Genomic DNA, 12503 nt, shown 5'->3' with positions numbered 1-12503 from the left:
TGCGCGTCCTTCCGCAGCTCGACGGCTTCGACATCGTTCCACAGCCGTTCGCGATCCTGCCAAATCTCCGGTGCGTTCTCCGGCAGCAGCACCTCGGAATGCACGACGCCGCGTTTCCTGGAAAAGTTCTGCTCGCGGTCGAGGCGGTTGTCGCGCAGTCGCGCCCCCGCGCGGTAAGCGGCCGCGGCCACCGCGCTGCGGCCCGTCTTGCGGGAGATGACCTGAACGGAGAGGTGATAGATCGCCATGATGGCAGGTGATCTATGCCGTCGCGGCACACGTCGGAACGACGTATAAGCGCGCCCTTCCTCGAAAAATTCTCGGGCGGGACCGGGCCGTCCCGCAGCGTCCCGGCGACCCTACAGCCTTCCGACGGGGGCGCCGTTATCATTGTCCCATCAGCAACTCATGGAGGACGACATGCGCAAACCACGGGATTTCGATTCGGAACTGAAGGCGCTGGAGGCAAAGGCCAAGGAGCTGAAAGCCCGCAAGGTGCAGCAATTGGGCGAACTGGTCATCGCCACTGGGGCCGATGCGCTCACCGCCGAGGAACTGGCCGGGGCGCTGGTTGCGCTGGCGGAAATCACCGATACTGGGAAAAAGGAGGCCTGGGCGAAGCGCGGGGACGCGTTCTTTCGCGGTAAATCGCGGTACTCTGCAAAACCGCCTGATCGCGACGGCGGCAGCGCTCAAACGCAACAAAGCGGCGCGCCACCGGCATCAGGCGGCACGGGCGCAGCATGATATGCGATCCTGGCAGGTCGAGCGCCGCAAGCGGACACAGCACCTGATCGAGCTCGGCGGCCTCGTGGTCAAGACCGGGATCGTGGAGCTGACCGGCGATGATCGCGCCATGATCCTCGGCGCGCTGATCTGGATGGCCGACAAGCTCCAAAGCGAGGACAGTGAACGGGCGCGAAAGCTATGGGCCGGAAAGGGAAAGGAAGCATTCGCTGGAGGAACGCGCAACAGATAAACCAATTGGATCGCGGGCCGGGCCGTGTAAATTGCCACGACATTCGTCTTTTTCTGCCACATTCCCTCCTTTGAGGCAGGAAGACTGACCCACCTGTCATCGGCTGAAGCGCAGTTGGAGCCCTGATGGCAAACTGAATTCGAAGTCGGCCCAAACCCGCCGGTCGGCTTAACCCCATGCTGCGAGGCAGTAGTTCGACTATTGTTGCAGAAAAATTCCATTCGTCGTGAGCCGAGCAATCCTTTCGGCGTCGTTGAGCGTTCTCGCGAATGGGAATAGAGACTGGCAGTTTGGTCATGAATTGACAAGTTATGAGCTCGACCCGATGTTATGTCTAAAAGCCACACAGATGACCGTGACATGAGACGACTGGCTGATTGACGAAACGGACAGACACACCGTTCGAGATCGTGCAGAAACATCTGCGCCGTTTTACCAAACTGCCCGTTCTCGACGATGGGAAGATGCCGTTTTTCCGATTTTGGGATCCCAGGGTATTACGCCCGTTCCTGACAGTTATTGCCGGGGATGCCGCACGAATGCGGCGCATAATGATGACGGATGCCGGGAAGCCGCTGCATTACGTGTTCCGCCACGGCGAGACGGATATCCGGTTTTCGCCGGAGGCCGGGGAGATGGCCGAAACTCCGATTGCGCCGATGTATCTGCGTTTTGCCGATTTCGATCCGATCGCCCGCGCACGAGCCGCAGAACGCCGCAGGCGCATGGCAGACCAGATTCAGGCAGATTTTTTGCCCGTGAACTGGAGCACCGGCCCCGCAAGGCTATCGAAGCGGCTTTGGAACATGCCGTGCAACGCTTCGAGGCTTACGGCTTCCGCAAACATGCCCATCTGCATTTCTTTGCGGCATGGTCGGTGTTCTACGGTCCGGAGTTCGAGATGCGGGACACGACAGGCAAGCTGAAAGAGATTTGCCGGGCGCCTGATCCGGAAGCAGATCGGTTCCAGGCGTTCCGGGACCGGTTTGACAGTTTTTCGATGAAGGCTGCCTGAGATGGCTCCGCGCTTACCCCAGCTCCTGGAAGAAATTCGCGTTTCCAGCGTTTTCAACTGTATGATTAGGAAATAGGGGCAGGTCACCCGGGCTATAGATTTCAATGCTTTACAGGCAGCCCTGAAAACCGTGATCGCGTTGGAGTGAACAATGCGACAGAGGTTGAACATCTGGTTTTTCCGCGCCAATACCGCCGCATTCACAGCCCGGTTGACCTGTCTGGATCATGGGCGGTGTGGCTTAATCCGACACATGCACACATCAGAAGGAGCGCGTTTTCGCTTGTAATCTTAGGCGGCCTTAAACAGAACTCCGTACGGCCACAGCGCGATTCTTCAATTATCCAGATCTGTCAGGTATCAAAAATGAAAAAACTCATCGTTCACCCAGGTTCGCCCAAGACAGCGACATCAACGATCCAGCATGTTCTGCGGCAAAATCGTGCAAAACTCGAGCAGGCTGGCATCGGGCTTATCTTGCCTGGCGACATCAGAGGTCACTCGTATCTAGGCGCCTACCTTGCCTCGTATCGGTCAGACGAACCCTTCGACATTTCCCATGCTTCCGCTGAATTCTACGAGAAATACATAAGCCAGTTCGATACCGTGATCGTCAGCGAGGAAACATTCTGCCACGATTTCATGCCATCGAAGAAATTCGGATACGGCGGTATTGATCGCGCTGAGACATCCGCAGAACTCATCTCCCAAAATCCCTTTGACAAAACGGAGATCGTGCTGACGATCCGCCCCCATGTCGAATTCATAATCTCGACTTACACCCATTTCGTGCATCGCCACCGTGAGGGCAGAAGCTTTGATCACTGGTACAAGGATGTAGTGGGCCTGCATAGATTTTCATGGGAAACCGCCGTTAGTGCATTCAAATCACAGTTCTCCCCGGAGGACGTGAAAGTCGTGTCCATGAGCACGGCCAAAGAAAACGGGATTGGTCACTATGTCCGCGATGTCATTATCGCACTCGGTTTAGAAGGTGTTTTGCCGGATCCGACAGTTGGTGAAGTTCACAACCCATCCCCTTCAAAACGGGCTGTTGAGCTTTGCACGATGCTCAACCAGACCATCGTTAATCCGAAAAAATCCAACCTTGTGAACACGTTCATTGTTGAAAATTTTCCGACATCAGAATTCGGGAAATTCGCTCCAGTAGTGCAGCTGCAGCCAGAGGTCAGGCACATGTTCCACCGGGACTATGCACTAGCTGTCGGAAAACCCGAGGCGTTATCTGAATAGATCAGTAGCAGCAATTTACCGTCAGTCATTCTGCTACCTTTCGGGCAAAAAACTGCCGGACCCGACTTCGCCACGCGTGCCGGATCCGGGAGGGATGCTGTCATCGCGCGGGACCTTCCTTGAGCGAAAACAAATTCAACTCAAATTGGGCGCGCTATCAATTCTGGCCACAGATGGAAGATATGCCGGACAATATCACTTTTGCTCTCATATATATCCTCATGTGAGATCATAATGGCCCTTCCATTAGCTTGCTTCGCAGCCTCCAAAATTAGCGACAAAATTTGGCTTGCTGACGACAGGGCCTCATCCATATTTACACCGCTCGCCATAATCTCTTGAGTCAAAGCGACTTGATCACTGCTCACTATCAAAAGATGAGCCTCAAGTTCCAACGCCTTCTTTAGTAGCGCGCTCAGATCCTCGACATTATCGCTTAATGTTATGGCCAAAATTGTTTTTGGAGAAATCCCAGATAAGGCAGCTCGCGCAGATCCTGGCCATACTACGGCCTCACTTCCGCCGCCTTGAACAATCTCGTTCGAAAGAACCATCAAATCTTCAACAAAAACTCCGAGCAAAACAATTGCTGGCTTGCTGCGAGATTCAAAATCAGAGTGCATCGTGCAAGCGCTTATACCATTCAGCGGCGGGCCGGAACCCGTAACCCTGCAGTATGTCCAGATCTTTACAGATTTTATGACCGAAAGACATGCACACGTCATTTTCAATAGGTTTGGGAGCGCTAGTATTAACGGCTTGAGAAATTTCCATGGTTCCTTTCGGTTTCTCTACATTCAGAAAATTCCCAACATCTAACAGTACCGAATGAGGGTCGGATTTGACCTTCTCGAAGTCGATGAGCAAGATATCCTCTGGGCTGAAAACTTCATAAAGCTTTTGCAGGATTATTCCATACATGCCGTCAGACAATAAGTCGAATTTATTGACAAAATTGACTTTCTCGCTTGTGGTCATGGCCATCACTTCTTCAAGTTTTCCAATCCAAGTGGCGTGGAATTTTATGTGAGACCATAGGCGATCGATCGGGTCGCGAAGCATATATATAATCTTTACGTTTTCGTCAGATTCTCGCAAAGCCCTCATGCCGATGACGGAAATTTTTGATGTTGACGGACTGAAGTCACATACCCACTGATTGGCCTCTGCATCCTTGAATAAGCTTCTATACCAACTGTCCGTCACAGGGCCTCTGGAAAAGTTCAGATACCAATCCAAGTTTTTCTGAAACAAATAGAAATTCCTGTAAAATTCTGGCTCCGGCTGCGGATGGCGATAGTTGATTGAAGACTTCTCCACGAACCACTTAAGCTTAGTAAACCTGTCAGACGTTGTGAGTCTGTTAAAATCTCCATACCTAGTGAAGTAGTAGTGTATCTCCTTTTCAGGGGTAAAATAGAAGTCTCGGCTGGTTGAAAGCTGACTGAACAGCCAGGTTGTCCCAGCTTTAGCTGCGCCGATGCAGTGGACGATACCCTTCATGTGTTGTCCCTAGTGCTTGGGGTGAGGCTACTTCAGCAGTTTTACCGAATAGTGCATCGGTATAAGGGTGTCAAAGTCAAACCAGCACCGACCCAGTGCGTTGTTACTGAAGGCTGCCCGCCGCGATCCCAGCGCTATAGCTCTGATTTGGGCTCTATGGCCTCCAGATCGTAGAGCCCAGATATTGGGCCGCTCAAAGGATTTCGTTGCGAGAAGGGGCGTTGGCACTCGTCGGCTTCCATGGTTTGGCATTTTTGAGCGGCAGGATGATGGCGATGGCTTTGCTGATGCACAAAGTCGTGCGGAAATCAGGCGCTGGAAGCCATGGAGGTCGGAAGATCGGCAAACTTGCGAGGCGGCAATGAGGCCATCGTACTCCACGCAAGCCTAGTGGATAGCGAACGCACGCCTCATATCTGCAATAGGTTTCTATAGCTATTGACTCTCTGAGATCGATAACGCCAAATCGCTTGGGCGGCCGTTACTGGTTGATAACGGTCTCTGACTGATGAGGAACGGCCGCCAGGAAAGCACAGAAGTATAGAGTAGAGGCGTGAAGTGATAAGAAAGACCCTGCACGCCACAATTGGCATGTCGATCCTCGCAGTGACCGTTGCGGCATGTGGCATGGAATTGACGGACAGAGAGATTGCTCAAATCAATGGCGAATACAGCCCACTGATCAGCGCCCTGATCCCGGCCTGTATTTCCACCGGCTTGGGACAGAAAGCTGATTATGCCAACTTGAAGGCCCTCGGATATCAGCAGCGAGACGCGATCCTGCGCTCCGGGGACTATTTCTATAGTACGGATGGCAATGTCCTGTTCGGGTCCAAGACGGGCATTAATTTCGTGCCCGGTGAAGGCTGCACTGTAAATGTCCCGGCTGATGACGCCAAAGCCTTCCACGAGATCGGTAGCATCTGGCGCCGTGCATTAGAGAATAGCGGATATCCTGATTCTAGCGATGCCGTGTCTGAGTATAGCTTTACGGTCGATGGCACGGACTTCTATTTTTTGGGAACGAAGAGGCTGTCTTCAAGTCCGGGAACTGGGGTGCCCATTTACCAAACAGAGATAACTTATCTCCTCAAGCGCAAGCGTTGATTTAAGATGGCGAACGAGTCCATGGCTGACCTGAACGACGATAGAGCTTCGACATTCCTGACAGATGACAAGACCTTTGCATCCGTGCTTGGGCAAGCAGTCTGGTTGATGTCGATGGACCCCGCTTACAAGAACCTCCCTATCAGCATGATCGAGGGGCGAATCCTACCACCGATCATCCTGCGGCAGTTTAAGCTGTATTCAAAAGGCAAACAGCCGGTAGCGTTTCTGACCTGGGCTGCGCTAGACGAGCACGCTGCGGCAACACTTGATCGCAGTGGGTTAACCGGGAATGATCTGAAATTCTGGCGATCGGGTAAAAAAATAACTGTGGTGGACTGTGTCTCCCCATTTACTCCATCCGAATCATTCAGAAAGACCTTCTTTGAAAAATCAAATATTCCGAGGGATGTGGAAAAGTGAAGCCCGGCAAAAAGTTAGCAGTGATTTTCCTTATGAGTACGGTATTGCTCGTAATATTTTACGCAATAAAATATTATACTATGTACGATGATAATATTGAGATGATCGCAAGAATGGATCGAGAAAATGACTTTACATCTGATGAGATGATGCGGCATTTTAGCAGGTTAAGCGCCTTTAGGTCTGCTGAAGTGGCGCTTTATTCAATTTTTCCGATCACCTCAATGCTTATAGCTAATATTGTAATCAACATTAAGAACACCATTGCGGTATTATTTATTTCTTTTTTTGGTGTTATTATGGCAAATTTTATCTCCCCATGGACAAGCTTATCCATGGATGCGATCAGAAATTATTTGGTGGTAGCTACAGGTTATATTTTAGCTATCGCTGCTTTGGAAATCTCTAGAAGGTTGCGTTGATATGGCTGGCCCAGATCCTTTGCAAGATATGTTTGATGAAGCGCTTGATATAGCGATAGATGCTAAGAACTTGCCCGCAGATTTTAAGCTGGCGTTACGTACCTTTAAGACCATGTCGGACACTTCTAACCTTCCATATACAATGGAAGGCTTCTTTAGGTCGCTTCATATCAACCATGATGCCGCATATGTTGAGCAGTTGAAGTTGGTGTCCATCTCTGCAGGCCTTTCTGAAATTAAGGCAAACATGATAAGGTCGCAGATTGCCCAAGCCTCCAATAACGGGCCTTATTCATTGGAGGAGTGGGAGAGGATTAAATCGGGTATAAAAGATTCCATTGACGAATATTTTGCGCCAATTGAAAGCCAAGTAGACGGATATATCACAGGCGTCGGTGCGCGCGTTGCTGTAGGAGAGGTGAATGAGTTTTTAGGTGATGTAGTGGAGGCTGCAGGGAACTTTTTCTCAACGATTAAGAATGCTCCTCCTGCGATATTCGAAAGTGTCTTTGGTGCGGAACAATGCTTCCCCGCCGGCACTATGATCTCTCTCGCTGATGGCTCTCGTAAACCTATCGAGTATATCCGCCACGGTGATCTTGTCCTGTCGCATGACCAGGGCGGCAACTTGGCACCTCGGACCGTTACCAAGCTGTTCACCAACACAACTGACAGCTTTATTCGCCTGTCGTTCGATGATGAACGCGATGACCTACTTGCAACGCCTGGCCACCACTTCTTGACCGAAACCGGTGACTACCTGGAAATCGGCCAAATGGCACAACTGGGCGGAGGCACTGTTCGTGTCGTCGATACGGATGGAAGCATTGTAACCGCAAAGGCTGAACGTATCGTCTATAGCGCTGAAACCGCCTCAATGTTCGAGGAAGCTCAGACACAGACCATCGCATTTGCTGGAAATGCTATTCTCAAGGAAGAACAGGCGCAAGGCTGGAAGACCTATAACTTCGAGGTTGCCGAAACGCATACCTATATCGCTGGCGGGATTCGCGTCCATAACAGGTCAGTTCTCGACTTTCTTGAAGACCATGAATTGCAGAACCTGCAAAATCTGAGAGACACCAACGGCGACGGGAAGTATGATTTCGCTGTTGTCGATATCGACAACGGCAATGTCGAGTACGAGGTCTCGATGCGAACCGTTTCGGGGGATTCCGTTCAGGTAATCAGAGAAATGACCGCCTATGACAAGAACGGCGATCTCTATTACAAGCGGTTCATAAAAGATGCGAATGGGAACGTGGTCCGGGTGGTCAATAGTGATCTCGAAGGGCAGCAACTCGGCGAAGATGTCGGCAAATCTCTGACACCGATTTTCGCCCAGTCCTTCATCGATGCTGACAGTTCTGTTTTCGAGCGCGTTGCGGGTAATACCGTTATCGATACTCTCCTTGGCAATCTCGGCGAAGTGATGGGGGGCTATGCCCACAGATTTGCTGTCGACGGAAACTCTTTCTCGGTGTTCGAACAGTTGGATACCATTTCGGACGGTGCGTTCCTCGACTTGGGAGGTGATTTTGTCGTTGCTGGCATCGATTCGAGTATTTCGGTTATCAATCAGCTGATCGTCAGCGAAATTTTCGAGGGTTTGGAGCTTGATGGGATAGATGGTGCGATCTTTGAGCGCCTCACCTCATATGGCATCAACGAAGTGTTGCGCGGAGCAGCCGGAAACCTGATCGCGACAGATGCATTCCAAGATATTCTGACTGCGACCGGGTTCTCCGATGCCTCAATCGACACGATTAATAGAGCGTTCGCTGGCGATGCCTTCGATAATTTTACACCGGTGAATGTTTCGAACATCATCTTCTCGGCCGTTTTCCATGAAATCGTACCGCCAATCGAGTCCCTTGAAGGACAGGCTGCATCTGTCATTACTAGCGCACTTGTGAATTTTCTTGAGATCGCGGGGCAGTTTGGCGGGCCTATTGGGGTAGTTTTAGGCTACGTTGTTGGAAGGGTCTTTGATGAACTCTTCGGCGATGAGCCGGAACCACGGGCTTTTGCACATATAGGATTTGACAAGGATACTGGTCATTTCAAGATTCTCGATTCCTATTCTGCGGATGGTGGAAATGAGGGGCTTGCACGCGATCTTGCGCAGAAATACGTTGATGGAATCAACGGATTTGTCGATGTTGTTAAATCTAACTCCAACAATTATGATGAAATTGGGCAATGGTCGATCGGACATTTTGTTGATCAATTGAAGAACGCTGGAAAGAATGGAAAAACATTCGATGATTTCCAAGCGCTCTATATAAATTCTTATGTAAACACTGTCGCTGACGCGCGTCATGACGATGGGCAGATGGCAGCGGTCAGGGTGCTGAATAAGTTGAGCCTCCCAAAGATGATTGATTCTGCGGAATCAATATATGGTTATGCTCTCGCATGGGCAGACAGTTTTGATGCGGAAAATGCTCATGGAATCCAATATCCGGAGCCGTCAAAAAGCTATGAGGAAAATATCGAGCGAGCTCTAAACTGGTACCATATTAATACTGGTCCAAATCCCGTATTTCCAACTCCGACAAACGGAGTATATGTGCCACCTGAATGGCATCAAACTGCTAGACTATACAACGATTTTATGGCGCAAAATGGTGATCATACCAGGGCGGAATTTAGAGAGTTTTTGAAATCAAGATATGGAGACACGGTATATGCAGAAACCGATGTTTTCCAAGCAATTGGCATGGCTTTAACCATAGCCGATGATTATCATCGCTATTTGGAAAACCAAAGCGAGATCGATACGCAAATTGCCATCAATCCAGACAGCGCCTTCGCCGCGGGCTGGCTAACCACTCTCCTGCAGGCTAGGGAAATGGGTCTTGCCAACCCCTATAATCTGTCCGGTGATTCCATCGGCAATAATTTCTTCACGGCCGATGGAAACGATAGCGTTAACGGCAATGGCGGCAATGATGATATCCGCACCTATGGTGGCAATGACACCATCCGGGGCGGCATCGGTGCAGACAAGATCCGTGGCGGCCACGACCATGATCGGCTCTTCGGTGATGACGATAATGACATTATCTGGGGTGGCGATGGCAACGACAGGATCTATGGCGGCGGCCAATACGACACAATCCATGGCGGCGACGGAAATGATACGGTCTGGGGCGACTATGGGCGCGATGTTATCCGACTACAGGGCGGTAATGATGTCTTCCATGACGATACTCAAAACGATTGGAACGGACATGACGATGTCGCTGGCGGCCTTGGAAACGATACGCTGAACGGCAATGGCGGCAATGATACGCTTCACGGCGATAATGGAGAGGACCTGGTCAACGGCGGCATTGGAAACGACAGTATCCGTGGCGGCGGTCAGCATGACACGATCTACGGCGGCGACGGCAACGATACGGTCTGGGGCGGCTATGGTCGCGATGTCATCCGGCTCCAGGATGGCGATGACATCTTCCATGATGATAGCCAAAATGACAGCTACGGATATGACAATGTCGCTGGCGGCTTCGGGAACGATACGCTGAACGGCAATGGTGGCAATGATACGCTTCACGGCGACGATGGCAGTGACCTGATTATAGGTGGCCTCGGAAACGACAGTATTCGCGGAGGCAACCAAAATGACACCATCCGAGGCGGTGTCGGCAATGACACCGTCTGGGGTGGAAACGGCAATGACAGGTTACTGGGTGATGCGGGGACAGACCTGCTGACGGGCGGCGCGGGGGCTGACAGCTTCGACTTCAATGCCTTGTCCGACAGCAAGCTTGGTCCGCAACGCGATGTCATCACGGATTTCGTGTCGGGCACGGACGAACTTGATCTGAGCGGCATCGACGCCAACAGGAATTTGGACGGAGACCAGAGCTTCAAATATTCAGGCACGAATGGAAATCAGGCCAATTCCGTCTGGTATGTGCGTATGGGTGAAGATGTCTTCGTCCGGGGTGATAATAACGGTGATGGCGATTTTGACTTCGTCATCGAGCTGCGGGATTTGGCTGGCCTGACAGCAGGTGATTTCATCCTGTGACGATCGGGCACGGCTTTCCTTTTCTGCCCGCGCTTTTCATTGACGTGGGCATTTTTCGCCGCACCCTCTTCCACCAGTAGGGCAGCACGCGCCTCACCCCCACCACGCCCCCGCGCGCTCCAGGGCCTCCGTCAACCGATCTCGGCCGGTGATCGCATCCAGGCGTTCCCGAAGCTTCGCCCGCGCCATCTGTTCCAGCGACGGCCCCAGCCTGCGGATCGCGCCGGGCACCGACATGCGCACATAATCCACGATCTCGCCGATCGCGCGATCCGGAACGGCGACAGCCGGGTGTTTCTGTATGGTGTCGATTAGCAGTTCAGCACCGCTATGGAGAGCCCGGTGCAGCGCTTCGCGGTGCTTGGCTTCGATTTCGATCCGCCACCGCTCGGGCAGACGGCGGAAGAACCATCCAAGCGCCCCGAGGATCAGCCATGCGGCATAGTCCACGATGATCGGTTGCAGGATGTTCTGGATGCTGTCGATGATACTCATGGCTTAACCTCCAATAGCTGAGAGACAAAGTTTCTGTTCGGCTGCGCGGCGGTTCACGAGGCCCTGGACAACCCGGCCGCCGGCCAGTTTCATCGTGGCAATTCATTGCAGGCATCTCGCCATCGGCCAGAATTGGCGCGCTTAGCCAGCATCGAGCTGCAGGCGGCACCTGTGCCCACGTTGTAGGACCAGGACACCAGCGCGACCTGGACGCCTTCGGGTTGTTGCGGCAGGGAGGGAATGCACGTAATCAGCCGATCCCGAAATTCGTCCAAGGCCTCCATCAGCATCGCGCTACACTCGGCCGAGCTGTATCGATTCCCTGCCTTCACGCCGCGTGTCTCGCCATAGCAAACGGTCCAAACAGGCGGGCTGGCCACGCTATCAAGATAGGCTTCGGTGCGTTCACCTTCCCAGGGACCGACAAAGGCTGCAGCGGCGGCCAGGATCGCGGCAGTGCCGGTTGTGGTCGCAGCCTTGCGTTTCGTCGAGACAAGCGATTTCAGCCACGCCAGAAGCGTGGACAGGAACTGAAGTATGATGTTCTCCATGAGATGAGAAAAGCCCGCCTTTTGGCGGGCTTGGTGGCAAGAAAGCCGATATGCTATGTGGAACTATCAACAGCAAAAGTAGGGAGGTCAGTGCAGGCCTATGGGTGATAAGCCTGCCCCGGTCCCTTCACGATTATGGCCCCCGATCGATCTTCGCCTCGATCTTGCGCAGGCTGTCGAGGATCAGCCGCTCATCCTGCCGGGCCGTCGTGTATTCCACCGATCGGATAGGTCCAGCGCCAGCCTGGTGCGGGGGCAGTATTGAGAGTCAGGCGAACGATATTCCCGGATGCGGTGACGGCATGACCAGGTGCAGGTACTCCATTCGACAGATTTGTTGTTCATGTTCCCCCGTAAAAATCGAGCGCCCTGTGTGAGAACACGGGGCGCTTGGCTCATACCGGCAAAGTGCTGATATCGACCAAAGCTCGCGGAGCAAAATGTCGCGGATCTGTCAATAGGCGACCATGTAGCTACCATAGCCAATGTTTGATATGGTCGGCGTTCGACCGGCCATGCAGATCGGCTTCGCCAATCACCGCCTAAGGTATTGTTATATTTGCACGATCAGCGAGTTATGCTGGCATTGGTTGCGGGGGTAGGATTTGAACCTACGACCTTCAGGTTATGAGCCTGACGAGCTACCGGGCTGCTCTACCCCGCGCCAATTGAGCTTTTGTCAGTTTTTGTCCGACAAGGGTGCTCTGCCCTG

General features: G+C 52.3%; 13 protein-coding genes, 1 tRNA gene and 1 pseudogene. 9 read left to right on the top strand and 6 right to left on the bottom strand.

Annotated features, from left to right (window positions below; all coding sequences use genetic code 11):
• Positions 1–248, bottom strand: a 248-nt coding sequence (locus C9E81_RS22450) for a MobA/MobL family protein (protein ID WP_147457649.1), incomplete at its 3' end; no start/stop codon positions are given.
• A gap of 172 nt (positions 249–420) precedes the next feature.
• On the opposite strand from C9E81_RS22450, the gene C9E81_RS22445 reads away from it, so the two are divergent.
• The 5 genes and pseudogenes from C9E81_RS22445 (at position 421) to C9E81_RS22430 (ending at position 3248) form a co-directional block, all read left to right on the top strand.
• On the top strand, positions 421–747 hold the full coding sequence (locus C9E81_RS22445) for a conjugal transfer protein TraD (RefSeq protein ID WP_243698784.1): 327 nt from the start codon (positions 421–423) through the stop codon (positions 745–747).
• A gap of 1 nt (position 748) precedes the next feature.
• Entirely contained in the window at positions 749–979 is a 231-nt protein-coding gene (locus C9E81_RS22440; RefSeq protein WP_122114579.1) for a conjugal transfer protein TraD, read from the top strand.
• Between the two features lie 377 nt (positions 980–1356).
• Positions 1357–1488: pseudogene (locus C9E81_RS23745) on the top strand (DUF4123 domain-containing protein); the annotation flags it as partial.
• Positions 1489–1790: 302 nt separating this feature from the next.
• Positions 1791–1994, top strand: coding sequence for a hypothetical protein (locus C9E81_RS23480; protein WP_243698783.1), 204 nt, complete (start codon positions 1791–1793; stop codon positions 1992–1994).
• 366 nt (positions 1995–2360) lie between these two features.
• Positions 2361–3248: a hypothetical protein gene (locus C9E81_RS22430; RefSeq protein WP_122114577.1), complete on the top strand. Its 888-nt coding sequence runs from the start codon at positions 2361–2363 to the stop codon at positions 3246–3248.
• 140 nt (positions 3249–3388) lie between these two features.
• Here the strand turns inward: C9E81_RS22430 and C9E81_RS22425 are convergent, their stop codons facing one another.
• Together C9E81_RS22425 and C9E81_RS22420 are read right to left on the bottom strand one after the other, a co-directional pair.
• Complete coding sequence (locus C9E81_RS22425) at positions 3389–3871, bottom strand: hypothetical protein (protein ID WP_122114576.1); 483 nt, start codon at positions 3869–3871, stop codon at positions 3389–3391.
• The gene (locus C9E81_RS22420) at positions 3861–4751 is read right to left on the bottom strand and encodes a sulfotransferase domain-containing protein (protein ID WP_122114575.1); all 891 of its coding nucleotides are present in this window, start codon (positions 4749–4751) and stop codon (positions 3861–3863) included. Before C9E81_RS22420 ends, C9E81_RS22425 begins: the two co-directional genes overlap by 11 nt.
• 558 nt (positions 4752–5309) lie before the next feature.
• Here C9E81_RS22420 and C9E81_RS22410 point away from each other — a divergent pair.
• From C9E81_RS22410 to C9E81_RS22395, 4 genes are read left to right on the top strand one after another with little or no spacing between them, the layout of a single operon-like run.
• On the top strand, positions 5310–5858 hold the full coding sequence (locus C9E81_RS22410) for a hypothetical protein (protein WP_122114574.1): 549 nt from the start codon (positions 5310–5312) through the stop codon (positions 5856–5858).
• A gap of 21 nt (positions 5859–5879) precedes the next feature.
• Complete coding sequence (locus C9E81_RS22405; protein ID WP_122114581.1) at positions 5880–6281, top strand: toxin-activating lysine-acyltransferase; 402 nt, start codon at positions 5880–5882, stop codon at positions 6279–6281.
• A complete protein-coding gene (locus C9E81_RS22400; protein ID WP_122114573.1) occupies positions 6278–6703 on the top strand; it encodes a hypothetical protein in 426 nt (141 codons plus the stop codon). Before C9E81_RS22405 ends, C9E81_RS22400 begins: the two co-directional genes overlap by 4 nt.
• 1 nt (position 6704) lies before the next feature.
• Complete coding sequence (locus tag C9E81_RS22395) at positions 6705–10745, top strand: hypothetical protein (RefSeq protein WP_122114572.1); 4041 nt, start codon at positions 6705–6707, stop codon at positions 10743–10745.
• Between the two features lie 93 nt (positions 10746–10838).
• Here the strand turns inward: C9E81_RS22395 and C9E81_RS22390 are convergent, their stop codons facing one another.
• From C9E81_RS22390 to C9E81_RS22380, 3 genes are all read right to left on the bottom strand, one after another.
• Positions 10839–11240 carry a hypothetical protein gene (locus C9E81_RS22390; RefSeq protein ID WP_122114571.1) on the bottom strand — a complete coding sequence of 134 codons (402 nt, stop codon included), beginning with the start codon at positions 11238–11240 and terminating at the stop codon, positions 10839–10841.
• An 89-nt stretch (positions 11241–11329) separates the two neighbouring features.
• Positions 11330–11791, bottom strand: a complete 462-nt coding sequence (locus C9E81_RS22385; RefSeq protein WP_243698782.1) for a lysozyme — start codon at positions 11789–11791, stop codon at positions 11330–11332.
• A 587-nt stretch (positions 11792–12378) separates the two neighbouring features.
• A tRNA-Met gene (locus C9E81_RS22380) sits at positions 12379–12455 on the bottom strand.
• Positions 12456–12503 lie beyond the last annotated feature (48 nt).

The organism is Paracoccus alkanivorans, assembly GCF_003697785.1.
Lineage (GTDB): Bacteria > Pseudomonadota > Alphaproteobacteria > Rhodobacterales > Rhodobacteraceae > Paracoccus > Paracoccus alkanivorans.
The sequence above is the reverse complement of the archived record's forward strand: the minus strand, read 5'-3'. Positions and strand labels throughout refer to the sequence as shown.